This is a genomic window from Bacillus sp. REN3 (assembly GCF_017912555.1).
GTDB lineage: Bacteria > Bacillota > Bacilli > Bacillales > Cytobacillaceae > Mesobacillus.
This window is the reverse complement of the sequence record NZ_JAERSD010000003.1, coordinates 135,508-161,803: the sequence shown is the minus strand read 5'-3', so window position 1 is coordinate 161,803 and position 26,296 is coordinate 135,508. Positions and strand designations below refer to the sequence as shown.

Sequence of the window (26,296 nt, the reverse complement as noted above, 5' to 3'; positions counted from 1 at the left end):
TGTCGTGGCCAGGCTGGAGATGCGATCAACGTATCAGCTCAGACCGAAATAGGCTTTTCGTTAAATTTGAAATCAGGCAAAAAGCCGAAATGAATGATTGTTATATTTTTCCATAAACAACGATCAGATTCCGGCAGTTTTCTATTCCTCTAGTTTACACGATATTCCCATTTCCATGTAATAAAATTCGAAAAACTTTAAATTAGGACGGAGTTCCTAATCATCAGCCACGTGAATTCCAGTCCTTCAGGAAGGCTTCGATTCCTTTGTCTGTCAGCGGATGATTGAACATCTGCTGGATGACCTTGTACGGGACAGTCGCGATGTGGGCTCCTCTCAAGGCAGCGTCGGTCACATGCTGCGGGTGGCGGATGGATGCCGCGATGATTTCTGTTTCGATTCCATGGATCGCGAAAATATCCGCGATGGTTGAAATCAGGTCCAGTCCATTGTGGCCGATATCATCCAGCCTTCCAAGGAACGGTGATACATAGGTTGCGCCTGCGCGCGCTGCGAGCAAGGCCTGGTTCGCACTGAAAACCAGCGTTACATTCGTTTTGATTCCTTCTTTTGAAAAAACAGCGACAGCCTTCAAGCCCTCAGGCGTCATCGGAACCTTGATGGTGATATTAGGGGCGATGGCAGCAAGCTCCTTGCCCTCCTTGATCATCCCTTCGGCATCAAGGGCGATGACTTCGGCGCTGACAGAGCCAGGCACAAGAGCGGTAATCTCTTTCAGACGGTCTTCAAAGGAAACATTCTTCTCCTTTGCTACCAGGGAAGGGTTTGTCGTCACCCCTGACAAAATTCCAAGGGAATAGGCCTCGCGGATTTCTTCCATATTCGCAGTATCGATAAAAAATTTCATTTATAAACGCCTCCAGTCGTTAAAATTCAATTTCATATATAAATGGATAAAAACCGCCTTGTCGTAAGGCGGTTTAATAGATCATAAAACGAAATTGCCGAGGCTTACGCCTTATTGGAAGAACCGAATTCGCGCATTTTGCCGATCACAGTTTCTTTGATCACATCGCGGGCAGGTCCTAAATATTTGCGTGGGTCATACAGGTCAGGCTTCTCTGCCAATACCTGGCGGACAACTTTAGCTGAAGCAATTTGATTCTCAGTATTCACGTTAATCTTGGCTGTTCCAAGTGAAATGGACTTTTGGATATCCTTTGTAGGGATTCCAGTTCCGCCGTGAAGCACGAGCGGCACGCCAGTCGCATTGCCGATCTCTTCCATTTCCTTGAATCCCAAGTTTGGTTCACCTTTGTATGGGCCGTGAACAGAGCCAAGAGCTGGAGCAAGGCAGTCGATGCCTGTACGCTGGACAAGCTCTTTACATTCTTCAACATCCGCATAGATAACGCCGTCTGCAACAACATCGTCTTCCTGTCCGCCAACTGTTCCAAGCTCCGCTTCGACAGAAACGCCTTTTGCGTGTGCGTACTCAACAACCTTCGAAGTGATTTCGATGTTTTCTTCGAATGGGTGGTGTGAAGCATCGATCATGACAGATGTGAAGCCGGCATCGATCGCTTCCTTGCACTTTTCGAAGCTTGAGCCATGGTCAAGGTGGATGGCCACAGGCACAGTGATTTTATAATCGTGAAGCAATCCCTTCACCATATGGACGACAGTCGTGAAACCTCCCATATAGCGCGCTGCCCCTTCAGAGACACCAAGGATTACCGGAGATTTTTCTTCCTCTGCAGCTTGAAGGATCGCTTGAGTGAACTCAAGGTTATTCAGGTTGAATTGCCCTATTGCATATCCCTCTGCTTTTCCTTTGTTAAGCATTTCAGTCATTGAAACTAAAGGCATTATTTTTCCTCCTTCGTTGAGATCTGTTCCGTTTGACAATACTTCCACAATAAGTTGTCCTTGTCTTCACATGTTTATGTACCCGTGGAAGCAGACATCAAAACGAATTTGATCCAGTGGAATTCATTAGTATCATACCAAAAGAAATTCATAAATGCCATTGTTGCCGTCTTGTTTTTACAACTGTCATAAAAAAACAACAAAGCAAGCGCTGCCAATTAACATACTAGTCTGGCTACTTTCTTTTCGGACGGTTTTCCCTCGGGATACACGCCTAAATCCCTCGCGTTCATCCTTGTTCCTGTAGCCCGCCCCATGGAGCACTTTCTGCAGGCAGTCAGGGAGTGGCTCTTGCTCCTCAAAGGCCTTCTTTGGCCTGCAGATATGGCCTCACCGCGTCCGGATGCGGATCCGGCTGATGGAGGACGTTCAAAAGCAGCACTGTCCAGCCTTTATATTCAACGAAGCCGAAGCTGACCAGGCATGGGCTGGACTGGCAAAAAAGCGTTCATGGCCAAAAAGGAAAGGAGGCTGTCCAAAAGCCAAAAAAATCATGGCGTTTTGGGACAGCCTCCTGAATATGTAGATTTTGTCAAGAAACCGTCTGCGCGTATTTCTTTACGGCAGCGCGGATATCATCGATATCGAATGGTTTGGCGAAATGCGTAAGGGCTCCGAGATCCATCGCTTCCTGGATCATGTCAAGCTCACCGTATGCGGTCATGATGATGACACGGATATCCGGTTTGATCACCTTCATCCTTTTTAAAATCTCGATTCCGTCCATTCCTGGAATTTTCATATCCAACAGGACCAAATCCGGCGGATGCTTTTTCACCAAGTCCAATGCCTGGATGCCATTCGCAGCCTGAAAGGTTTGGTAGCCTTCTTTTTGCAAGACTTCATTGAGCAGGATCCTGATGCCAAATTGGTCGTCAACAATAAGTATTTTCTCTTTCATATGGCCTTTTCCCCCCACTTAAGTTATTATACTGACTTTTTGCACAACAACTCCTCTATTTTATCCCCCACATAAGATAGTTCGTTGAATGGATGAAAATTCCTTCTGTAGAAGAGAATGTTTTTTGACAAATCTTTTTACGTCCTGTTGTTCGTCCATTATAATCAATGCAGAGGTGAGCAATATGTTGAAGATGTTCTCAACCCAATTATCCGGGCTATTCAACCGGCTGATGGACAAAGAACAATTTGCGATAGAGGATGGCGCACGTCTGCTGGCACAGGCCGCTGCCGGTGAAGGTGCGATTTATGTGTTTGGCACAGGCGAAATGCTTGCCCTTGTCCATGAAGCAGTGGAAGGGGAAGAGCCTTTGCAAACAGCGGAAATCCTGACGGAAGACAGGCTGCAAGAGATCGAAACCGCCGACCGGGTTTTGATCGCAAGCCGCTTTGCGGATGACGCTGAAGCCATCCATATTGCCCGTGAACTCCAGGCAAAAGGCGTTCCGTTCGTAGCGATTTCAACCGCGCGCCAGGAAGACAGCACAAATGGGCTTGATACCCTTGCGGATGTCCACATTGAACTGGGGATGAAAAAAGGGCTACTTCCGGATGAAAGCGGCAACCGAGTAGGTTACCCTACCTCCATGGCTGCCCTGTTCATCTACTTTGGGCTGAAATTCACGATCGAAGAAATCCTGGAAGATTATTGAACGCAAAAGGTGCCTGTCCCCATAGACGGACAACGTCTAAACATTGGGGACGGGCACCTTTTCTTTTTCTGCCGTTTATTTTTTCAACTTGATTGAGGCCCCGATGAAATCCCTGAACAATGGCTGCGGGCGCGTCGGTCTTGACGTGAATTCCGGATGGAATTGGGACGCCAGGAACCATGGATGGTCCTTCAACTCAATGATTTCAACAAGACGGCCGTCCGGACTTGTGCCTGAGAATACGAAGCCTGCATTTTCCATTGCCTGGCGGTATTCATTGTTGAACTCGTAACGGTGGCGATGGCGTTCGTAAATCACTTCGTCATCGTATGCCGCGTAAGCCTTCGACCCTTCTTCAAGCTTGCAAGGGTACAGACCGAGGCGCAAGGTTCCTCCAAGGTCCTCGATGTCTTTTTGCTCTGGAAGAAGATCGATGACCGGATATGGCGTGTTCGGCATGATTTCTGAAGAATGTGCACCCTCAAGCCCAAGCACATTGCGGGCAAATTCAACAGATGCAAGCTGCATGCCAAGGCAGATCCCGAAGAATGGCACTTTGTTCTCGCGCGCGTACTGGGTCGCAAGGATTTTCCCTTCGATTCCGCGGTCGCCGAAGCCGCCAGGAACAAGGATGCCATCAACATCTTCAAGCAATTCGGCAACGTTGTCCTTTGTCACTTCTTCTGAATTGATCCATTTGATCTCGATATCGCTGTCGAAAGCATAGCCTGCATGCTTCAAGGATTCCACGACTGAAATGTAAGCGTCTTGAAGCTCGACATATTTTCCGACAAGGCCAATCCTTGTAGAACGAGAAAGGTGGGTGACTTTCTCGACAAGCTGTGTCCACTCTTCCATGTCAGCAGGAGCGCAATCCATTTTGAAGTGGTCGCAAACCAGCTGGTCCATGTTTTGCTCCTGAAGCGTGAGCGGTACAGAATAAAGGGTGTCAGCATCTGTCGCCTCGATGACGGCTTCCTTATCAATGTCACAGAATAAAGCAATCTTGTCTTTCATGTCCTGTGAGATCGGCATTTCCGTGCGGAGGACAATGATGTTCGGCTGGATGCCAAGGCTGCGAAGTTCTTTTACGCTATGCTGGGTCGGCTTTGTCTTCATCTCGCCTGCCGCCTTGATATAAGGAACAAGGGTGCAATGGATGTACATGACATTGTCACGGCCTGCATCGCCCTTAATCTGGCGGATTGCTTCAAGGAATGGCAGCGATTCGATATCGCCGACCGTACCGCCGATTTCCGTGATGACCACATCCGCGCTTGTTTCTTTGCCGGCACGGAAGACACGGTCTTTGATTTCATTCGTGATATGAGGGATGACTTGGACAGTCCCTCCCAAATAATCACCGCGGCGTTCCTTTTTCAGCACCGCTGAATAAACTTTTCCTGTTGTCACGTTGGAGTACTTATTCAGATTGATGTCAATGAATCGCTCGTAGTGGCCAAGGTCAAGGTCCGTTTCAGCGCCGTCGTCTGTCACGAAGACTTCACCGTGCTGGTATGGACTCATCGTGCCAGGGTCCACGTTGATGTATGGATCGAACTTCTGGATGGTGACATTCATGCCCCTATTCTTCAACAATCTTCCAAGGGAAGCTGCTGTAATCCCTTTTCCAAGCGAAGAAACAACACCGCCGGTTACAAAAATATACTTTGTCATCAATATAATCCCCCTTATCAAACAGTTTGTACATCCTGTACCTGTTTAATTGATTCATTATTATTTTTTGCGAAGCTTCATCCGTTCACACACAATCGCCTGGACGTGTTAACAGGGGGTCAAGCGACCACTTTCCGCAAAAATAAAAAAACGCTCCGCATACAGTGTAAGGGAGCGTTTTATCGCTGTTTTCGTGCTTCGTCCTTTTTTAAGGAGCCCAAAAAGTATTCTACAAGCAGCCATGACAAAAGTCAAGCTGCGAATGATTATTCTTCGTCTTCTTCCTCGTCCAGGTCCTCATCCTCGAGGGGAAGCTCCTCGTCTTCGTCAATAAGTTCTTCGTCTTCTTCGAAGTCCTCGTCTTCGTCCTCGTCTTCCTCCAGCTCTTCATCGAACTCTTCTTCATCGTCATCGTCAGTGAGTTCGTCCTCATCTTCATCGAACTCATCAAGATCTTCGTAATCAAGATCCTCGTCTTCGTCGATTTCAAATTCATCAAGTTCGTCCTCATCGACTGCCTTTTTCGCCTTTTTCTTCTTAGGCTTGACCGTTGTCACATTGTCTTCTTCCATCTGGTCGACAGGATACCAGACACGAAGTCCCCAGCGTGATTCGCCCTGTGACATGAAACGGCCATCAATATTCAAATCTGTATAGAACTGAACCATTCTTTCAGTTGCCTCATCCCCGTTAAGCGATAGGATCTTTGTGATCTCATCCATCAGCTCTTTGAAGGTGATTGCTTGCTTCTTATCTTTTAAAATTTCGTATGCAACTTCAAGCAAGGACATTTCTTGAAGTTCTTCTTTTGAATATCCGTTTAGACTCAACCTTCGCACTTCCTTTCTCTATTCCAGGCCAATTTTAGCGGCATTGCGTCCGAAAATAAGGAAAATATCCCAGAATGCATATTTTACATTATAAACAAATTCCAAAGCTTTATGCTAGTCTTATCTGCTGTCTTTTCCGCTTTTTTCACTTTCGTCATCCGTACGGTGCGGGTCCTTTTTTTTCCTTGTCCAAATCTGTGTGAATGTCAGGTAAAAAAAGAAAATCGACAATATGAAAAACGAGATGGCACCAAGCTGCCGCTGATACAAATAGTATAGTACCGCCGCCACAATGGCCGCCGCGGCATAAAAAAAGAACGCTCTCATAGTTTCACTTCCTGCAAGAAGCCAAGATGGACAGGCTATGATTCGGTTTATAGTTTGATTATATAAGAAATAAAGGTGTTTTGTATGTAAGTTTTTAAAAAGGCGTTTCTTTAAGCTATTTTCGCAAACTTCAGTTGCTTTTGCATCAAAAAATTTTCATTTTCCTCTGCTTCGCTGAAGCAGGGATCCCTTTGGACAAATCTTCCTGCTGGGCCCTCGCACCTTCCACTCCATATATCTTAAAGGTTTGGCCTCTATGAAACCAACTTTTAAAAAACAAGATGGCTTATAGTTTCCTACAAGCCATCTTCCATATTCAGGGAAAATCAATCCTTGCTATGTCCTTTTTATACACCTTCCGAACCATCCTTAAACAATCATCGGCCTACATATTCCGGCGGAATTGGCCGCCTACTTCGTAAAGGGCCCTTGTGATCTCGCCAAGACTCGCATATTTGACAGACTCCATCAGCTCGGCAAAAACATTGCCGCCGCTGACAGCTGTTTCCTTCAGCCGCTTGAGCGCAGCTTCCGACTGATCCTTGTTCCTATCCTTGAAGGCCTCAAGGTTGCGGATCTGGGTTTCCTTTTCCTCTTTTGTCGCACGGGCGAGTTCCATCTTGTCGATCTCTTCTTCAGAAGGAGGGTTTGGATTCAAGTAGGTGTTCACCCCGATGATCGGCAGTTCGCCGGAATGCTTCTTCATTTCATAGTGCATCGATTCATCCTGGATCTTGCCGCGCTGGTACTGGGTCTCCATTGCGCCAAGCACGCCGCCGCGGTCATTGATGCGCTCGAACTCCTGCAAGACCGCTTCCTCGACGAGGTCTGTCAATTCCTCGATGATGAACGCGCCCTGGAGCGGATTCTCGTTTTTCGTCAAACCATGCTCCTTCGTGATGATCATCTGGATCGCCATCGCCCTGCGGACCGATTCCTCGGTTGGCGTTGTAATCGCTTCATCATATGCATTCGTATGGAGCGAGTTGCAATTGTCATGCAAGGCCATCAAAGCCTGGAGCGTCGTCCGGATATCGTTGAAGTCGATCTCCTGCGCGTGGAGCGAACGGCCTGAAGTCTGGACATGGTATTTCAGCTTCTGGCTCCGTTCATTCGCCCCATATTTGTTTTTCATCACTGTCGCCCAGATACGGCGGGCAACGCGGCCGATCACCGAATACTCAGGGTCAAGGCCGTTTGAGAAAAAGAAGCTCAGGTTCGGGGCGAAATCATCGATTTTCATGCCCCTGCTCAAATAGTACTCGACGTATGTGAAACCGTTGGAGAGGGTGAATGCCAGCTGAGAGATCGGGTTTGCCCCAGCTTCGGCGATATGGTAGCCGGAAATCGATACAGAGTAATAGTTCCGGACCTTTTCATCGATGAAATACTGCTGGATATCCCCCATCATCCTCAAGGCAAACTCCGTTGAGAAGATACAAGTATTCTGTCCCTGATCTTCTTTCAGAATATCTGCCTGTACCGTCCCGCGGACCGTCTGCAGCGTAAATTCCTTGACGGCGGCATATTCCTCTTCTGTCAGCTTGCGGCCGAGCTCCGTTTCTTTCTTTTCAACCTGCTGTTCAATCGCTGTGTTCATGTACATCGCCAAAATGATCGGTGCCGGTCCATTGATCGTCATCGATACAGAAGTCGATGGGTGGCAAAGATCGAAGCCTGCATACAGCTTTTTCATGTCATCAAGCGTACAGATGCTGACACCGCTTTCGCCGACTTTCCCGTAAATATCCGGACGGTAATCCGGATCTTCCCCGTACAAGGTTACCGAATCAAATGCCGTGCTTAGACGCTTAGCCGCATCATCCTTCGAAAGGTAATGGAAACGGCGGTTCGTCCTTTCCGGAGTGCCTTCACCAGCGAACTGGCGTTTCGGATCCTCCCCCTCGCGTTTGAACGGGAACACTCCTGCCGTATACGGGAAGCTTCCCGGGACGTTTTCAAGGTAGACCCAGCGGAGGATTTCTCCGTAGTCCTTATACCTCGGCAATGCCACCTTCGGGATGCTCAAGCCGGACAGGCTCGTTGTCCTTAACTTCGTCACGATTTCCTTATCGCGGATTTTCGTCACGAATTGTTCCCCGCTGTATTTCTCCTTCAGTTCTTCCCAGCCATCGAGGATTTTTTTCGATTCAGGGGTCAATTTTTGCTCCAGCTCCTGCTTCATCGCTTCAAGAGATGTCAGCAATTCCCCATTCTTTTCCCGTTCCTTGACCGCTTCGATCGTGCCGTCAAGCTGGAACAGCCTGCGGGCGATTTCTGCCTGCTCGGCCGCGTGTCTGTGATAGTTGCGGACTGTCTCGGAAATTTCCCTCAGATAGTATCGGCGGTCATTCGGAATGATGACATTTTGCTTTTCAACGACGGCATCCGTCGAGAAGGAGGTGGTCCAGTCTGTTCCCGCCTTTTCATTAATCTTTTCGATGAGGGCCGCAAAGAGCGCATTTGTCCCCGGGTCATTGAACTGACTTGCAATCGTGCCGTAAACCGGCATTTCGTCAAGGTCCTTCTCAAATAGCACATGGCTTCTCTGGTACTGCTTCTGCACCTGGCGCCTCGCATCCTCAGAGCCCTTGCGTTCAAATTTATTGATGACGATCAAGTCGGCAAAATCGATCATGTCGATCTTTTCCAGCTGGGATGGCGCCCCAAATTCGCTCGTCATCACATACATCGATACATCACAGACATCGGTGATGCCGGCGTCGCCCTGCCCAATCCCGCTTGTTTCAACGATAACAAGGTCGAAACCTGCTGCTTTGACAACGTCGATGGCGTCCTTGATGGCAAGTGATAGCTCGGACCTCGATTCCCTGGTTGCCAGACTTCGCATGTAAACGCGTGGAGAGAAAATCGCGTTCATCCGGATCCGGTCACCGAGAAGCGCCCCGCCTGTTTTTTGCTTCGTTGGGTCAACGGATAGGATCGCTACCCGTTTTTCCGGTATTTCATTGATGAACCTTCTGATCAATTCATCCGTCAATGAACTTTTTCCGGCTCCGCCTGTTCCCGTGATCCCGACAACCGGGACAGCTTTCGTCATCTTCTTCACTTTTTCCATCAAAGCTTCAACTGCAGCGGCCGTTTCCTTTTCGAGGCCTACATGCTGCTCGGCAAGAGTGATCAGCTTCGCTACCACATTTGGATCACCAGCATTCAGCCTCTCGATTTCTTCTGCTCCTTCAGCGGTAACTGTCGGGAAGTCACACTCTTCGATCATTTGCTGGATCATTCCCTGAAGCCCAAACTTCCTTCCGTCTTCAGGCGAGAAGATGCGGGCAATCCCATATTCATGAAGCTCTTTTATTTCCCTGGGAATGATGACACCGCCTCCGCCGCCATATATCCTGATGTGCGAAGCGCCTTTTTCCTTCAGCAGGTCATGCATGTATTTGAAATATTCCACATGCCCTCCCTGGTAGGAGGAAATCGCGATTCCCTGGACATCCTCCTGGATCGCGGCATTGACTACTTCTTCGACGGAGCGGTTATGGCCAAGGTGGATGACCTCTGCCCCCAGTGATTGCAGGATCCTTCTCATGATATTGATCGAAGCATCGTGGCCGTCAAACAAACTTGAAGCTGTCACAAAACGAATATGGTTTTTCGGCTTATACATTTCCGTCATGCTCATTTTGTTCCCCCTGTCCTTATTTTCATCGCTGACCCCTTTATTCCCATGAACAATAATTCGGTTTGCAGTTCTGTATACTCTTCAAGCGTGAACAATTTTTGCAGTGCCCAGCGGCGGAATCCCCACATCTGCCCCTGGACGAAGATATCATGGGCAATGATCTTGACATTCTTTTCATCCAAATCAAGTTCGCCGTTTTCGACACAGCGCTGGATGACATCCTCAAACATCCCGACCATCTCGATCTCTTTTTTCAGCACATATGGAAGCGCATCCTTTGACAGCGATTTCGCTTCCTGGTACATGACAAGCACCTCATCCTGCAGGTCGTCCATGACCCTGAAGTAGTTCGCGATCCCGACCTTCAGGCTTTCAAGTGTTCCCTTTTCCGGATCGAGGTTTTCCTGGAGCCGGTCGCGGACCTGATCATAGATGCTGTCACAAACGAGGTAAAGCACATCTTCCTTCGTCCGGATGTACTCATAAAGGGTACCGATGCTAAAGCCTGAAGCCCTGGCGATTTCTCTCGTCGTCGTCCGGTGGAAGCCCTTTTCCTTAAAAAGAGTGACTGCCCCTTTGATCATTTGGTCGCGCCTTTTCTTCACAAGCCGCTCATCTTTTACCGATGCCTGCACTTCTCGCTTTTTCATCACCTTCTACCCGCCTTGTCTTTCTTTTTTTGCGCCCCGATCCGAAAGCTTATTTTGTCAGCATCCTGGAGATGACGAGGCGCTGGATTTCCTGTGTGCCTTCATAAATTTGCGTGATTTTCGCGTCTCGCATGAACCTTTCAACTGGATAGTCCTTCGTGTAGCCGTAGCCGCCAAATACCTGGACTGCCTCTGTTGTCACCTTCATTGCTGTGTCGCCGGCAAACAGTTTGGACATTGCCGATTCCTTGCCATATGGAAGGCCTTCGGATTCCAGCCATGCAGCCTGATACGTCAGCAGCCGTGCTGCTTCGACAGATGTTGCCATGTCAGCCAGCTTGAAGCCGATTCCCTGCTGGGCAGCGATCGGCTTCCCGAATTGGCTGCGTTCTTTTGCATAATCAACAGCAGCGTCAAGGGCACCTTGGGCAATCCCGACTGCCTGGGCAGCAATGCCGTTGCGGCCGCCATCAAGCGTCATCATCGCAATCTTGAAACCTTCGCCTATTTCGCCAAGGATGTTCTCCTTCGGCACTCGGCAGTCCTCAAAGATGATTTCCGTTGTAGGAGATGAGCGGATGCCAAGCTTCTTTTCCTTCTTGCCGACAGAGAAACCAGGGAAGTCGCTTTCAATGATGAAGGCAGTCGTGCCTTTATGCTTGCTTGATGGGTCAGTCAGCGCGAACACGACATAAATGTCGGCAACACCGCCATTCGTGATAAAGATCTTGGAACCGTTCAATACGAAATGGTCGCCATCTTCGCGGGCAGTCGTCTTCATTGCCCCTGCATCTGAGCCGCTGCCTGGTTCAGTCAGGCCGTATGCTCCGATTTTTTCCCCAGTTGCCATCGGCTTCAAATATTTTTGCTTTTGTTCTTCATTGCCGAACTTGTAAATCGGCCATCCTGCAAGTGAGGTGTGTGCTGACAGCATAACACCGGTGGAGGCACAGACGCGGGACAACTCTTCGACCGCGATGCAGTAAGCCAGGTAATCGCTGCCAATACCGCCGTATTCCTCCGGCCAAGGAATCCCGGTCAATCCAAGCTCAGCCATTTTGTCAAAGATGCCGCGGTCAAATCGTTCTTCCTCATCACGCTCGGCAGCCGTCGGGGCCACTTCATTCCTCGCAAAATCACGGACCATCTTCCTGATCATTTCATGTTCTTCAGATAAACGGAAATTCATCTTTTTTCCTCCATTTCGATTGTTTGTAGTAATGGCTGCAAGCGCAGCCAGGGGTATTTAATGGATCGCTTTGCTGCAGGCGGAACCTGGCATGCTGAACGAAAGCCCGCCGCTATGCGCGGACAGGTTCCCGGTTCATGCGATTCCTGATCTTTTATTACAGCTGTTTGCTGATGACGATCCGCTGGATTTCACTTGTGCCTTCGTAGATTTCAGTTACTTTCGCATCGCGGAAGTAGCGTTCGACCGGATAGTCCTTTGTATAGCCATAGCCCCCAAACACCTGGATGGCTTCCGTCGTCACTTCAACTGCGGTCTTGGAAGCGAAAAGCTTAGCCATCGAGGCTTCAATCCCGCATTTCTGGCCTTCAGAGCGCAATTGGGCAGCACGGTAGATTAATAGTTTCGCTGCTTCGACGGCTGTCCCCATATCAGCCAGTTTGAAGCCGACTCCCTGCTGGGCGGCGATTGGCTTGCCGAATTGCTTCCGTTCCTTCGCGTAATCCGTTGCTGCTTTCAGCGCTGCTTCAGAAATCCCAAGTGCCTGGGCAGCGATGCCAATCCTTCCGGAATCAAGGTTGCTCATCGCGATTCTGAAGCCTTCCCCTTCCTGTCCGAGAAGATTTCCAGCCGGTACCTCCATATCCTCGAAGGTCAATTGGACTGTCCTTGAGCCATACAGGCCCATCTTATGCTCATCCTTGCCGACGATGAATCCTGGCGTGTCTTTTTCAACAATAAAAGCCGAAATTCCCTTCGTCCCTGCTTCTGGATCTGTCGAGGCAAAAACAATATAGACATCTGCCTCGCCGCCGTTCGTGATGAACACCTTCGATCCATTCAATACATAATGGCCATCTTTCTTGACAGCCCTAGTTTTCAGGCTTGCTGCATCTGAGCCGGCGCTCGGCTCCGTGAGGCAGAAAGCCCCCAGGTATTCGCCTGATGCCAATTTTGGAACGTATTTTTCCTTCTGCTCCTCTGTTCCAAAGTAGAGGATCGGATTCGTCCCGACCGATGTATGGACGGACAGGATGACGCCGACCGTGGCGCTCACCTTCGAAATTTCATGGATGGCGATGATGTAGGAGATGAAATCCATCTCCGCTCCGCCATACTGCTCCGGCACCGGAATGCCCATCAAGCCAAGTTCGCCCATTTTTTTCAAGATTTCCCGCGGAAATTCTCCCGCTTCCATTTTTTCAACAAATGGGGCGATTTCCGTTTCCGCAAAATCACGCACCATCTTGCGCATCATTTCCTGTTCTTCCGTAAACCTTAAATCCATGTTGCTCCCTCCCGGTCAAAATCCCTGTGTACCTTTTGCCCATTTTTAGCCGCAGGAACTGGCCCCATTGCGTTCCCGCTGTATTTCCCATCTCTAGGCGGGGGCCGGTCCGCCTCATCGTACATTCCTTGCTTCGTGAAATACAGGGCACCTGGCGCGAAAAAGTTATTCGTATGTGTAGAAGCCGCGGCCTGATTTTTTGCCAAGCCAGCCAGCTTTGACGTATTTCCTTAACAGCGGGCAAGGGCGGTATTTGTCGTCGCCAAAGCCTTCATGCAGGGTTTCCATGATGTAGAGGCATGTGTCAAGCCCGATGAAGTCCGCAAGCGTAAGCGGCCCCATTGGGTGGTTCATGCCAAGCTTCATGACTTCGTCGATCGCTTCCTTTGTCGCGACACCTTCATACAGGGTATAAATCGCTTCGTTGATCATCGGCATCAGGATGCGGTTGGAGACAAACCCAGGAAAATCATTGACCTCGACCGGAACCTTTTGCAAGGTTTTCGTGATATCCTCGATTGTCTGGTATACCTCGTCAGCTGTTGCCAGGCCGCGGATGATCTCAACCAATTTCATGACCGGGACCGGATTCATGAAGTGCATGCCAATCACTTTTTCAGGTCGCTTCGTTGCTGCGGCGATTTCCGTGATCGGCAGTGAGGATGTATTGGAAGCAAGGATAGCATGCTCCGGCGCGATTCCATCAAGCTGGGCAAAAATCTTCGCCTTCACTTCCATATTCTCAACAGCCGCCTCGATAACAAGATCTGCCTTTGCTGCATCCTGTAAATCAGCCGATGATGTAATCCTGCCGACTGTTTCATCCAATTGTTCCGCTGTCATCCGGCCTTTGTCGACCTGGCGGTTCAGGTTCTTTTTGATTCCGTTCAAGCCGCGCTCGACGAACTCAGGCTTGAGATCATTAAGCAGCACATTGTAACCAGCCTGGGCGCATACCTGGGCAATCCCTGAACCCATCTGGCCTGCACCGATCACCATTATTGTTTGAACACTCATCATTTCTCCCCCATTCGCTTTTTAATCCATCCCTATGTATGGGACCTTCCATATCCAGGAGGACAGTCATGCCGCTGTCCTCCCTGTCACTTGTGAACCTACTGTTTTGGAACTTCGATCATCACGGCGTCTCCCTGGCCACCGCCGCTGCAGATCGCCGCAATGCCAATTCCGCCTCCGCGGCGCTTCAGTTCATGCATCAGCGTCAAGATAATGCGCGCCCCGCTTGCGCCGATCGGATGGCCAAGTGCGACTGCCCCGCCGTTGACATTGACTTTCTCCGGATCAAGCTTGGCAATCCTGCCACTCGTCAGCGCCACTGCCGCAAACGCCTCGTTGATTTCGAACAGGTCGATTTCTTCAAGCGACTTCCCTGTTTTTTTCAAAAGTTCGTTGATCACTATGCCTGGTGTCTTAGGAAAATCCTTTGCTTCTGTCGCTATCGCCTCATGGGCGATAATATATGCCTGAGGTGTCCGTCCTTCACGTTTTGCGCGCTCTTCGCTCATCAGTACGAGAGCGGCCGCCCCATCATTGACGCCCGGCGCGTTGCCCGCCGTAATCGTACCGTCAGATTGGAACACAGGCGCAAGCTTTCCCAGTTTCTCAGCGGAAGTATCCTTCCTTGGCGCTTCGTCATGCTCGACAAGGATTGGATTCCCTTTGCGCTGCGGCACTTCAACCGTGACAATTTCTTCTGCGAGCTTTCCGGATTCAATCGCTTCAATTGCTTTCTGGTGGCTTCGGTATGCCCACTCATCCTGCTCTTCGCGGCTGATCTCCAGCTCTTTTGCGGTCTCGTTCCCATAAGTTCCCATATGGACGCCCTTGAAGCTGCATGTCAGGCCATCATGGATCATCAAATCCTTCACCTGGCTGTCACCCATCCGCAGTCCCCACCGAGCCTTTGGCAAAATATACGGTGCGTTGCTCATCGATTCCATACCGCCGGCAACGATCACTTCCTCGTCGCCCGCGCGGATGATCTGGTCGGCAAGCGTCACACTGCGCATACCAGAAGCGCAGACCTTATTGATTGTTTCCGTCTTGACTTCCCATGGGATGCCGGCTTCCCGTGCTGCCTGGCGGGAAGGGAGCTGTCCCTGTCCCCCCTGCAGGACCGTCCCAAGAATCACCTCGCCGATTTCCTCCGGACCAATACCAGCCCGTTTCAAGGCGTCCTTAATGGCAATCCCGCCAAGCTGGCTTGCTGTAAAGCTGCTGAGTGCTCCGCCAAGTTTGCCAAATGGCGTGCGTGCCCCTGCTAAAATGACCGTTTTCCCCATCTTCAACTCTCCTTTGCGATCTGTGATTCTTTTTAGCAGGCTATATTAATGTTAATTTGATTGTTGATTCCTGCTCCAGGCACTTCGACGGACAGGAAGTCCTAGTGCCGACTTTGCCGCAGGACGCGGCGGTTTTAGTCGGCCGTTTTCCGCAGGCGTGCCTTCCGCTCCAAATCAACAGGAATAAAAAATCCCTAATATAGCCTTTTAGTGAAAACATCTCCCGAAAACGACTGAACGCTCGCTCGAAAACAGGCGAAAAAAGAAGACCGATTATGCTTCCGCAATGAATCGACAGCATTCCTTTAAGTTCCGTGAGCGTGTTCCCTGTTCGCTTAATCCACCTGTCCAAAAATGTAAACGCTTTACCTCTGTATTTCATTTTACTTTAAAAATAGTAGAAATTGAAACACTTTACTCAAAATTCAAATATATTGATTGAATTTTTTGTTGTGGATCAATTTCTACTATATGGGTTATACGTTCTTATTATTAGGCTTTGTGACCGAAATTGTTGATTTCCGTTCCGGGCGGACGACGGACAGGAAGACCTAGTGCCGACGTTGCCGCAGGACGCGGCGGTTTTAGTCGGCCGCTTTCCGCGGACGGTCCGTGAGCCTCCTCGTCGCTTCGCTCCTGCGGGGCTTCACTTGGACGCGCTTCTCCCGCAGGAGTCACCGCCCTCCACTCCAATCAACGATGTTTCAAAAATCATCATTTGCCTTTAATTAAGACACAATCGGTTTCAGTTCACCGAAGACGGATTTTTCGAGCAGCTCGGCTACGTCGAGTGTATCAACGCTGTCTTCTACTTCTTTTGCCTTTGTTCCGTCTGACAGCATGGTCAGGCAGTAAGGGCAGCCTGAGCTGATGACGGAAGGGCTGACGGCAAGCGCCTGTTCTGTCCTGGCAACGTTGATCCGGTGGCCGGTTTCTTCCTCCATCCACATCAAGCCTCCGCCTGCGCCGCAGCACATCGCCGTGTCGTGATTGCGTTCCATTTCCTTCAAGTCGACTCCCGGAATCGCCTTGAGGATTTCACGCGGTGCGTCATACACTTCATTGTACCTTCCAAGGTAGCATGAATCGTGGAAGGTGATCGTTTCGTTGATTGCGTGCTTCGGCACAAGCCTTCCTTCCTCGATCAGCTTGGCAAGAAGCTCTGTATGGTGGTAAACCTCTGCTTCAAGGCCAAAGTCAGGGTACTCGTTCTTAAAGATATTGTAGGCGTGAGGATCGATCGTCACGATCTTCTTCACGTCATTTTTTTCGAATTCTTCAATGTTCTTTGTTGCCAGCTCCTGGAACAGGAACTCATTGCCCAGCCGGCGCGGCGTATCGCCGGAGTTCTTTTCCTTGTTGCCAAGGATGGCGAATTTGACGCCTGCTTCATTCATCAGCTTGGCGAATGAAAGGGCAATCTTCTGGCTGCGGTTATCGAATGAACCCATAGCGCCGACCCAGAACAAGTATTCAAATTCCTCATCGGCTTTTTTCAGTTCTTTAACCGTCGGGACGACCACATCGTCACGAAGCTCGCGCCAGTTTTCTTTTTCTTTCCGGTTCAAGCCCCATGGATTTCCCTGGCGTTCGATGTTTGTCATCGCGCGCTGGGCGTCAGCGTCCATTTTTCCTTCGGTCAGGACAAGATAGCGGCGCAGGTCGATGATTTTGTCAACATGCTCATTCATGACCGGACATTGGTCTTCACAGTTGCGGCAGGTTGTGCAGGCCCAGATTTCCTCTTCGGTGATGACATCGCCGATCATGCTTGGATTATAGGCAAGCGCCGCAGCGGATTCCTCCGCGCCTTTGCCGGCTGCCGCAAGCGCGATTTGGTTCCCCTTCGTGTTGGAGAAAGCGAATGTCGGCACCCACGGCTGCTTGTGCGTCACAGCTGCGCCATGGAGAGTCAGGTGGTCGCGGAGCTTGACGATCAAGTCCATCGGTGACAGCATTTTCCCTGTGCCGGTTGCCGGGCACATATTCGTGCAGCGGCCGCACTCGACGCAAGCGTAGAAGTCGATCATTTGTTCATGCGAGAAGTCGGTAATCTTTCCGGCACCGAACGTTTCCTGCGTTTCGTCCTCAAAATCAATCTTCGTGATTTTTCCTGGTGAATCAACTTTTGTCAAATACACATTGGCTGGGCCGGCTATCAAGTGCGCATGCTTGGACTGCGGTACATACACAAGGAATGCGAGCAGGAACAGCAAATGGATCCACCATGCGATGAAGAAAATGACGATGGCCGCTGTCCCGCCAATCCCGCTGAAAGCCGCAGCGATCATGGACGCTACCGGTTCGGTCCAGGTTCCATCATGTCCGTGCCAGATCATGTTCATCCCATTTCCGAGCAGCACGGATAGCATCAGCCCGCCGATGAACAGCAATACTAGTCCATTTTTGAAGCCGCGCTTCAGGCGGACAAGCTTCTCGACATAGCGGCGGTAAAATGCCCAGACAACTGCGACGAGGATCAGCAAGGTCACGATTTCCTGGAAAAATGTGAAGCCTGGATACAGCGGTCCGAGCGGCAGATGCGAGCCCGGCTTCAAGCCTTTCCAGATAAAATCGATTGCCCCGAATTGCACGAGGATGAATCCATAAAAAAACATAACGTGGATGATTCCGCTCTTTTTGTCCTTCAAAAGCCTTTTCTGGCCAAAAACGTGGACCCAGATCCTTCTGAGCCGATCTTTGACATCATCATCAAACTCAGATTTCTTGCCAAGCTTGATGAATTCGATTCTTGTCTTTACCACATACACGAACAAACTGATTGCGTAAACGGTTACAAGCAAGAACGCGATGAGGTTGATCCATAGCAGACCGTTCATAAACTTTACCCCTTTCGATGTGGTTGTTGGATGAAAATTTCTAACCAATTAAATTTTCAGAATATACCCTTGTTTCCATTATATAATGAATGAGCATTCAGTCAACTCATTTCCTTTCATTTCTGAAAATTGTTTATGATTCAAGTTTTTCAGGAAGGAAACATATAAGCGGCGATTTCGGCAAAAATAAACAGAAATATCAGAGACAAGGAGCCGGATCGCGATGGATTTTGGATGGATTGTTTTTTGGATTGCCGCAGTGTTCGCAGTGTGGGTTCCTGCTGACTTCTTCCTCGGCAGGGCCCAGCACTTGAAGAAGATGAGCAAAAATCATTTTCCGGCCAGGAAAAGCGATATGGAGCTTATAACGAGAGGCCCGGATTTATTCGCTGACCTTTTTTCCGAGATTAAACAAGCGAAGCAGCACATTCATATTCTGTTTTACATCATCAAGAATGATAAAATAAGCCAGGAGTTCCTTGAACTTTTGAAAAAGAAAGCACAGGAAGGCGTGGAAGTCCGGCTGCTTGTCGACTGGGTCGGGAGCGGGCTGAAGCGGAAAACAATCAAAGCATTGAAGGCATCCGGGGTGGCATTTGCCTATTCCAACACACCAAGACTCCCATTCCTGTTTTATTCCTCGCAGGTGCGGAACCACCGGAAAATCACCGTCATCGACGGGCATACCGGTTACCTTGGCGGCTTCAACATCGGGAAAGAGTACAACGACCAGGACAAGAAGCTCTCTCCCTGGCGCGATTACCATCTGAAAATGAAGGGGGAGGGTGTTCGGGACCTGCAGATTGAATTCCTTAGCGACTGGCGCCGTGCCGCTAAAATCAATCTGCTGCACAATACGGCCTACTTCCCAGTGGTGGAAAAAGGGGCGTCCCGGCATCAGCTCATACCGACTGAAGGAACGATGCTTGAGAAATTGATTTCCGATCTCATCGAACGGTCCCGGACATCCATCCTCATCGGTTCCCCCTATTTCATCCCAAGCCGCAAAGTCTTTTCACTTTTGCGCGCTGCCATCAAAAGGGGCGTTGCGGTCACAATCCTTGTCCCACTAAAGGCTGACCATATCCTTGTAAAGGAAGCATCCCACCCGTATTTACGGACGCTGTTAAAAGACGGCGCAGATGTCTATCAATATTTAAAAGGATTTTACCACGCCAAGGTACTGATTGTGGATGATCAGATCTGTGACATCGGGACAGCCAATTTCGATAAAAGAAGCATGTTCTTGAATGATGAGCTGAACTGTATGGTTTACGACCCTGCTTTCATCAAAAAAACAAGGCAGGTCATTGCCGAGGACCTGCTGGATTCCAGACAGGCTTCACTTAAGGACCTGAGCCCTGTCAGCCTGCTGCTTTCAATCAAGGAAACTGCCGCAAAGACGATTTCCTATTTTTTATAGCCATGCTCGTACCGGGTTCCTGGTTCCTGGAGGGAGTTTCCCTTCTCCTTCCCGCGGATCGCGCGGCAAAATGGGGCTTGAATCAACAGGAATCCGGAACGGCCCGTCTTTGGCAAGCTTGGGACGAGCCCGTTTCTTCCCTTTCGGACGGATTGGCTAATAATTCCAAGGAATCGTTCAATATTCGAAGCGCCTGTTTTAGTTTTTCAATAGGCTATGTTAAAGATTTTTAATACCTGTTGGTTGGAGTGGAGGGCTCGCCCGCGGAAAGCGGCCGACTAAAAACCGCCGCGTCCTGCGGCAACGTCGGCACTAGGGCTTCCTGTCCATCGAACGGCCTGGAGTGGAAATCAACAACCAAATCTGACATAGCCTTTCAATGAAAAGATGGGTGCTTCGCAGCAAAAGGAGTTTCAATATGATCATTCGGTTTGGCTATGTTTCCACCGCCATCAGTTTATGGGACGCTTCCCCTTCGAAAGCTCTGACCTTTGCGCGTTACGGACAGCTGACGGAGGATGGGCGCAGGGAAAAGCTGCTTTCGGTTACACACCAGAATCTTGTGAACACCGAGAGGATGATTCATTACAATATCGCACATGGCATACCGCTTTACCGCTTTTCGAGTTCGATTGTCCCGCTTGCGACACACCCAGAAGTAATGTGGGATTTTGTTACGCCGTTCCGGGAAAAGTGGCAAGAACTTGGGTCGCTCGTAAAAAAACACAGGATCAGGACAAGCTTCCACCCGAATCAATTCACGCTGTTCACATCGCCGCGGGATGAAGTCACGGTGAATGCCCTCCTTGATATGGAATATCATTATCGCATGCTCGAGGCGATGGGGCTCGAAGAAGAAGCGCTCATCAACATCCACATTGGCGGAGCATACGGGAACAAAGAGGAAACGATCCTCCGGTTCCATGAAAACTTTTCAAGGATCCCAGGGAAGATCAAAAACATCACCACACTGGAAAACGACGACAAAACCTACAATTCTGCGGAAACGCTCGCAGCCTGCCTGAACGAGGGTGTGCCGTTCATGTTCGATTATCATCATCACATGGCGAACCTTTGCGCGGAGCCGCTGGAAGAAATTCTTCGGGCGGGCTTCAGGACATGGGAACGGACTGGATGGAATCCAAAAATCCATCTATCGTCACCAAAATCGGAAGCTGCCTACCGCTCCCATGCCGATCACGTCGATCCCGGGTTCATCACGCCCCTGCTCAGCATCCTGCGCGAAATCGGGCAGGACGTCGATATCATGATTGAGGCGAAAGCAAAGGACAAGGCCATGCTTGCACTCGTCGGAGAACTGGCGACAATCCGCGGCGTAAAGCGGATCGGCGGTGCGGCGCTGGAGTGGAGGTAAGCGTGTCCCTTCCTCGCATGAACGCGATCCTGCCCTTCCGCATCAAGCGGTCCACCCAAAAACGGAAATCAAAAACGCTTGGCTAAAGTCGAGCGTTTTTGAACCTTTAAGATAGGCTGTTTTCGAAAACTTCGCTGCTTTTATCAAATAAATGGTTGAGTTCACTCCAGGTTGCTTGCATTCCGCTTTAGGTGAATTGAACTCCACGCCTGTGGGGTCTTAACATTCCCGCGGGGTACTGAATAAGCTTCCGTGAATTCAAAATGCCTTAGCATTGCCGGGGAGTCTCGCACCTTCCGTTCCAATGAACCTTTTCAAACTGTTTGTTCCTCTTAGAATGGTCCAGAAAACGACAAATCTTTTAAAGAACAGCCATCCTTAAGGTCATCACAGTTTCATTTTCAATCCCTCATGCGTTGCTTTAAAGCCTAACTGCTCATAAAATCGCAATGCATCTTCTCTTTTTTTATCTGTTGTAAGCTGGACAAGATGGCAGCCTCGTTCTTTTGCACGCCGGATTCCATAATTGATCATTTCGGTCCCCAACCCCTTGCCGCGAAAAGAAGAAGAGATTCTAACACCTTCAATAGTAGCCCGCCAACCGCCTTGATGTGTCAGATAAGGCGTAAAGGTGATTTGCTGTACACCTATCACTTCATCTCCTTGATAAGCCACTACCAGTTCATTATTGGGATCAGAGGAGATCGCCAGGAAGGCCTTTTTGTAGCTTTCCGGCAGAGGCTGTTCATGCCGCTCTCGCTTCCTTCCCAACTCATCATCAGCAAGCATTCCAACAATCTTATCCAAATCCTGTTCAGCTGCTTCCCTAAATTGGATCTCGGCATTCAACATGGTTTCCTCCCTTTTTTTGGATAGCTGGATCACTTAAATGCTACTGCACTGGCAGGCATAAGTAAATCATAATAATCTTATGATAAACAATAAGAATTACTTATATTCTGCGGCGGTAACCCCGGGAATATCAAAAGGCCAAATCCAGCGGATTTGGCCTTTTCAGGTTTGTTTTTTATTGCTTAAGACTCAGCTTCTTTATCACATTTTTTCCGGAGCGGATACACCAATCAGCGCCAGGGCGTTCTTCAATGTGATCTGGACCGTCTTGATCAGTGACAGGCGGGCTGCAGTCCTTTCCTTGTTGTCCATATCAAGCACTTTTTCCGCATTGTAAAAACTGTGGAAAACAGACGCAAGTTCGAAAATATAGTGGGTGATGCGATGCGGCATCCGTTTCTGCGCCGCTTCCGCAACTGCCAGCGGGAATTCGCCAAGCTTCTTCAGCAGATCGATTTCCTTCTCGGACTGGATCAGCTTGAAATCAGCTCCCTCGTCAAAAACCAAGCCTTGCTCTGCAGCCTGGCGGAGGATGCTGGAAATCCGTGCATGCGCGTATTGCGCGTAATAGACCGGGTTTTCGTTAGACTGCGATACAGCGAGGTCAAGGTCGAAGTCCATATGCGTATCAGAGCTTCTCATCGCGAAGAAATAGCGGACTCCATCCAGGCCGACTTCATCGATCAGGTCACGCATCGTCACTGCCTTGCCTGTGCGCTTGCTCATCTTCATTTTCTCGCCGTTCTTATACAGGTGGACGAGCTGGATGATTTCGACTTCAAGCGTGTCACGGTCATAGCCGAGCGCTTCGATCGCCGCTTTCATCCTAGGTATATAACCGTGGTGGTCAGCCCCCCAGATATTGATCAGCTTTTCGAATCCGCGCTCCAGCTTGTCCTTATGGTAAGCGATATCCGGCGTCAAATATGTGTAAGTGCCATCCTGCTTGATCAGCACACGGTCTTTGTCATCCCCAAGCTCAGTCGAGCGGAACCATGTCGCGCCGTCCTGTTCATAGATATGGCCGTTTTCGCGGAGCCTGTCCAGGGCCACATCGATTTTCCCATTCTTGTAGAGTGAAGTCTCTGAATACCACACATCGAATGTCACACGGAAGTTCTCGAGATCCTGCTTAAGCTTTTCCATTTCGTATTCCAAGCCGTATTGGCGGAACGTATCGAAACGTTCCTCGTCCGGCACATGGACAAATTTGTCGCCGAATTCGTCGGCAAGCTTCTGGCCGATCCCGATGATATCCGCGCCGTGATAGCCATCTTCTGGCATTGGCTTGTCGATGCCAAGCGCCTGAAAGTAACGGGCCTCGACGGACAAGGCAAGATTATTGATCTGATTGCCGGCGTCATTGATATAGTATTCACGCGAAACATCGTAGCCTGCCTTCGCAAGTACATTGCATAAAGAGTCTCCGACAGCCGCACCGCGGGCGTGTCCGAGGTGGAGATCGCCGGTCGGATTGGCCGAAACAAACTCAACCTGGATCTTCTGGCCGTTGCCAACCTTCGATTCCCCATACTTTTCGCCTGCTTCAAGGATGGAAGGAATCAAGTCCGTCAAATAGCTGTTATCCATGTAAAAATTGATGAAGCCAGGCCCTGCGATCTCCATTTTCTCGATCGATGCCTTCGTTTTATCAAAATTCCTGATGAGCTGCTCTGCAATTTGCCGAGGAGCCTTCTTGGCGATACGCGCAAGCTGCATCGCCATATTTGTCGAGTAATCGCCGTGCGCCTTCTCCTTCGGCGTTTCGAGGATGACATCAGGGATTTCGGCTTCCTCTGCCAGTTCCGCCTTCAGGATCGCCTGCTTGATCTCTTCCTTCAGCTTCAATTGCACCTGTTCAACTATATTCATTTGCCTTCCTCCTTATATTTGATCGTCAAATGATATGTACCTGCGTCAGAACCCTGGATTTGCATATCATACAGCAAGTCTACATGGCCTTCCTGGCTCTGTTCATTATGATTCGCATCAATCCGTTTGGCGAGGGCAGAGGTTTCCAGCACTCCATACGGTGTCTTGTAATTTCCAGGGGTCTTTTTATCCAACAAAAAATGAAGCCTCATCCCAATCGCGCCGTTCCTTAAGATCAGCACCTCATTTCCTGTTATTTTCACAGTCGTCCGGACCTCTCCCTCCTCCATTGTTTCTTCATACTGGAGGTATGAACTGTCCGCTTTTTTATAGTATCGGCCAAATGTGGTCAATTCAAAAGTTTCCTTCTCCATGCCGCTGTAAATGGCCGTCGTGACCGTCACCTTGACAGGAATCTGTTCAGAAGCTCCAATCGGCACCGATAACACGTCCTTTTTTAAAATCAGATTATCCTGGCTGCTTTCCGCTTCAAATCTATTATAACTTTATAATTATAAATATTCCCCCATGAAACTTCAAGTCAGGATCCAGCTCAGAGGAATAATCTGTCTGAAAACGGGTAAAGGCTACTAAATCTTTTAACTTAGGAGGAGCCTTCCATGAAAATCGAAGTGAAATGCGATGTGAAGAACTGCAAATATTGGGCAGAAGGCGATGATTGCGTCGCGGATTCCATTTATGTCATTGCCCAAACTGGAAAAGTAGCTGCTAATGTTGAAGAAACTGCGTGCAAAACGTTCGAGGAAAGATGATAGAGTGGAAGTTTGAAGGCTGGACGGCATGATGCCGTCCAGTTTTTTCGGTTATTCGATAGTGGTGGCTGTTTTAGGGCCCAGCAGGTTCATGATTCCGCGGAAGCTTGTCGAATTCCCGCAAAAAGACTGCTTGATTTCCACGATCTTTTGCTGGAATCAAGCAGAAAATTGTCGGAATCTCTCAAACTTGAAATTCAGCAGGATTTTGTCCAGTTCGAAAAAACAGTTGCCTAATTCCATGTTGATCATTTCCCGGCGAACCGGGTATCAAAGACGAAGGGAACGTTCCCCGTAAAACGGATATCAAGGCAAGCGTCCCCCAGTTTCTTGCCGTTCTAGAAAAATAGCATACCAGCCGAAATCACTACGCCGCTGACGATCAGTGTCAGCACGCAGTACCCCATGATATCCTTTGCTTTCAATCCGGCAATGGCAAGGGCCGGCAATGCCCAGAATGGCTGGATCAGGTTGGTCCAGGCATCGCCCCAGGCAACGGCCATCGCTGTTTTCGGGATGGAAACGCCCAGTGCCTGCGCCGCTTCGAGCATGACAGGAGCCTGGACAGCCCATTGACCGCCGCCTGAAGGAACGAAGAAATTGACAAGGCCGGCACTCAGGAAGGTAAAGAACGGGAACGTGAACTCATTGGAAATCGATACGAAGCCCTCCGACATGACCGCTGCAAGCCCGGACGCTGTCATCATTCCCATGATCCCCGCATAAAACGGGAACTGGATGATGATCCCGCTTGCCCCCTTGACCGCATTCACCACCGCCTCGAGGAAACGCTTCGGCGTCCCATGGAATAGGATGCCAAGGAACAGGAACAAGAAATTGACGATGTCGAGGTTCAGTTTAAAGCCATTCTCGCTGAAATAGTAAAATAAGAAAATAAGTCCAAAGATACCAGTCAACAATGAAACGATCCTGCTGTTTTCAAGCTTCTCTGCTGGCGTCAGCGCCCCCTGTTCGATTGCGGCGGCGGGCGTTTCATTATCGAGCATCATCGGATCCACGGAAATCGTTTCGTCCTTTGGAGGCATCATCACCCTGTTGACCAGTGGCAGGATGAACAGCATTACGGCGATAATGAAGAGGTTAAAACTCGCGAAAATGGTCTGGTCTGTTGGAATGATGCCGATCATGTCTTGGGAAAAATGCCCCTCAGTCGCGATTGTCAGCGGAATCGAACCGGAAATCCCGCCGTGCCAGACGATGAATCCAGAGTAAGCGCTTGCAATTAACAGCCTGTAATCAACATGCTTGACCTTCTTTGCGAGTTGCTTCGCGAACAGCGCGCCAATGACAAGACCGAAACCCCAGTTGATCAAGCTTGCGGCCATTGAGACGACCGTGACAAAAATGATCGCCTGTCCAGGTGTTTTCGCAAGGGCGGCCAGCGCTCCCAGTCCCTTTTTAAAAATATGGCTGCTTGCCAGGACATGCCCGGTCACAAGGACAAGCACCATTTGCATCGTGAACACCAGCAGCCCCCAGAACCCTGAACCCCAGTGCTGGACCATCTGGTACGGACCGCTATCTGTAAAAATAAGTCCTAGACCGAATACTGCAAAGGTCAGGATGATGACAAACAAAAACGGATCTGGCAAATAACGCTGCATGATGCGGTTGAAAAAAGAAACTAACATTTTCATCCTCTTTACCTCCTTGGTAGTAATAACGCTTGCAACCACTATATTTTCTATATTATTCTGAATATTCCTTCTTATGAACTGCAT

22 protein-coding genes are annotated in these 26,296 nt (G+C 49.4%); 4 read left to right on the top strand and 18 right to left on the bottom strand.

All coding sequences use genetic code 11. The features are described from left to right. Positions 1-223: 223 nt before the first annotated feature. The 3 genes from fsa to JJQ88_RS03710 all read right to left on the bottom strand — a co-directional run bounded on the left by fsa (position 224) and on the right by JJQ88_RS03710 (position 2,791). A complete protein-coding gene (gene fsa / locus JJQ88_RS03720) occupies positions 224-868 on the bottom strand; it encodes a fructose-6-phosphate aldolase (RefSeq protein ID WP_210364394.1) in 645 nt (214 codons plus the stop codon). A 104-nt stretch (positions 869-972) separates the two neighbouring features. Then, positions 973-1,830, bottom strand: coding sequence for a class II fructose-bisphosphate aldolase (locus JJQ88_RS03715; RefSeq protein ID WP_210364393.1), 858 nt, complete (start codon positions 1,828-1,830; stop codon positions 973-975). 592 nt (positions 1,831-2,422) lie between these two features. After that, positions 2,423-2,791, bottom strand: coding sequence for a response regulator (locus tag JJQ88_RS03710; RefSeq protein ID WP_210364392.1), 369 nt, complete (start codon positions 2,789-2,791; stop codon positions 2,423-2,425). Positions 2,792-2,975: 184 nt separating this feature from the next. Between JJQ88_RS03710 and JJQ88_RS03705 the strand changes: the two genes are divergently transcribed. Next, positions 2,976-3,503, top strand: a complete 528-nt coding sequence (locus JJQ88_RS03705; RefSeq protein WP_210364391.1) for a DUF2529 domain-containing protein — start codon at positions 2,976-2,978, stop codon at positions 3,501-3,503. 75 nt (positions 3,504-3,578) lie between these two features. Here the strand turns inward: JJQ88_RS03705 and JJQ88_RS03700 are convergent, their stop codons facing one another. The 11 genes from JJQ88_RS03700 to JJQ88_RS03650 form a co-directional block, all read right to left on the bottom strand. Next, positions 3,579-5,180, bottom strand: a complete 1,602-nt coding sequence (locus JJQ88_RS03700; protein ID WP_210364390.1) for a CTP synthase — start codon at positions 5,178-5,180, stop codon at positions 3,579-3,581. 266 nt (positions 5,181-5,446) lie between these two features. Next, entirely contained in the window at positions 5,447-6,019 is a 573-nt protein-coding gene (gene rpoE, locus JJQ88_RS03695; protein WP_349237091.1) for a DNA-directed RNA polymerase subunit delta, read from the bottom strand. A gap of 111 nt (positions 6,020-6,130) precedes the next feature. After that, positions 6,131-6,337 (bottom strand): hypothetical protein, encoded by a 207-nt coding sequence (locus JJQ88_RS03690; RefSeq protein ID WP_210364388.1) that lies wholly within the window; start codon positions 6,335-6,337, stop codon positions 6,131-6,133. Positions 6,338-6,722: 385 nt separating this feature from the next. Next, positions 6,723-9,983 (bottom strand): fused isobutyryl-CoA mutase/GTPase IcmF, encoded by a 3,261-nt coding sequence (gene icmF / locus JJQ88_RS03685; RefSeq protein ID WP_210364518.1) that lies wholly within the window; start codon positions 9,981-9,983, stop codon positions 6,723-6,725. Between the two features lie 2 nt (positions 9,984-9,985). Beyond that, positions 9,986-10,639, bottom strand: coding sequence for a TetR/AcrR family transcriptional regulator (locus JJQ88_RS03680; RefSeq protein ID WP_210364517.1), 654 nt, complete (start codon positions 10,637-10,639; stop codon positions 9,986-9,988). 49 nt (positions 10,640-10,688) lie between these two features. Further along, positions 10,689-11,828 carry an acyl-CoA dehydrogenase gene (locus JJQ88_RS03675; RefSeq protein WP_210364387.1) on the bottom strand — a complete coding sequence of 380 codons (1,140 nt, stop codon included), beginning with the start codon at positions 11,826-11,828 and terminating at the stop codon, positions 10,689-10,691. A 157-nt stretch (positions 11,829-11,985) separates the two neighbouring features. Beyond that, positions 11,986-13,116: an acyl-CoA dehydrogenase gene (locus JJQ88_RS03670; protein WP_210364386.1), complete on the bottom strand. Its 1,131-nt coding sequence runs from the start codon at positions 13,114-13,116 to the stop codon at positions 11,986-11,988. After that, complete coding sequence (locus JJQ88_RS03665; protein WP_210364385.1) at positions 13,107-13,322, bottom strand: hypothetical protein; 216 nt, start codon at positions 13,320-13,322, stop codon at positions 13,107-13,109. Before JJQ88_RS03665 ends, JJQ88_RS03670 begins: the two co-directional genes overlap by 10 nt. Continuing rightward, on the bottom strand, positions 13,282-14,133 hold the full coding sequence (locus tag JJQ88_RS03660; RefSeq protein WP_210364384.1) for a 3-hydroxybutyryl-CoA dehydrogenase: 852 nt from the start codon (positions 14,131-14,133) through the stop codon (positions 13,282-13,284). Before JJQ88_RS03660 ends, JJQ88_RS03665 begins: the two co-directional genes overlap by 41 nt. Positions 14,134-14,231: 98 nt before the next feature. Then, positions 14,232-15,419, bottom strand: coding sequence for an acetyl-CoA C-acetyltransferase (locus JJQ88_RS03655; RefSeq protein ID WP_210364383.1), 1,188 nt, complete (start codon positions 15,417-15,419; stop codon positions 14,232-14,234). Positions 15,420-16,147: 728 nt separating this feature from the next. Continuing rightward, on the bottom strand, positions 16,148-18,259 hold the full coding sequence (locus JJQ88_RS03650; protein ID WP_210364382.1) for a (Fe-S)-binding protein: 2,112 nt from the start codon (positions 18,257-18,259) through the stop codon (positions 16,148-16,150). A gap of 223 nt (positions 18,260-18,482) precedes the next feature. On the opposite strand from JJQ88_RS03650, the gene cls reads away from it, so the two are divergent. Next, on the top strand, positions 18,483-19,682 hold the full coding sequence (cls, locus tag JJQ88_RS03645; RefSeq protein WP_210364381.1) for a cardiolipin synthase: 1,200 nt from the start codon (positions 18,483-18,485) through the stop codon (positions 19,680-19,682). 418 nt (positions 19,683-20,100) lie between these two features. Beyond that, entirely contained in the window at positions 20,101-21,057 is a 957-nt protein-coding gene (uvsE, locus tag JJQ88_RS03640) for a UV DNA damage repair endonuclease UvsE (RefSeq protein WP_210364380.1), read from the top strand. Positions 21,058-21,444: 387 nt separating this feature from the next. Here the strand turns inward: uvsE and JJQ88_RS03635 are convergent, their stop codons facing one another. The 3 genes from JJQ88_RS03635 to JJQ88_RS03625 form a co-directional block, all read right to left on the bottom strand. Further along, complete coding sequence (locus tag JJQ88_RS03635; protein WP_481748277.1) at positions 21,445-21,909, bottom strand: N-acetyltransferase family protein; 465 nt, start codon at positions 21,907-21,909, stop codon at positions 21,445-21,447. A gap of 201 nt (positions 21,910-22,110) precedes the next feature. Further along, the gene (gene argS / locus JJQ88_RS03630; protein ID WP_210364379.1) at positions 22,111-23,781 is read right to left on the bottom strand and encodes an arginine--tRNA ligase; all 1,671 of its coding nucleotides are present in this window, start codon (positions 23,779-23,781) and stop codon (positions 22,111-22,113) included. Then, positions 23,778-24,221: a YwiB family protein gene (locus JJQ88_RS03625; RefSeq protein WP_210364378.1), complete on the bottom strand. Its 444-nt coding sequence runs from the start codon at positions 24,219-24,221 to the stop codon at positions 23,778-23,780. The genes argS and JJQ88_RS03625 overlap by 4 nt, the downstream gene beginning before the upstream one ends. A 180-nt stretch (positions 24,222-24,401) precedes the next feature. On the opposite strand from JJQ88_RS03625, the gene JJQ88_RS03620 reads away from it, so the two are divergent. Continuing rightward, on the top strand, positions 24,402-24,554 hold the full coding sequence (locus JJQ88_RS03620; protein WP_210364377.1) for a DUF1540 domain-containing protein: 153 nt from the start codon (positions 24,402-24,404) through the stop codon (positions 24,552-24,554). Between the two features lie 338 nt (positions 24,555-24,892). Here the strand turns inward: JJQ88_RS03620 and JJQ88_RS03615 are convergent, their stop codons facing one another. Continuing rightward, positions 24,893-26,212, bottom strand: coding sequence for a short-chain fatty acid transporter (locus JJQ88_RS03615; protein WP_210364376.1), 1,320 nt, complete (start codon positions 26,210-26,212; stop codon positions 24,893-24,895). Positions 26,213-26,296: the final 84 nt, after the last annotated feature.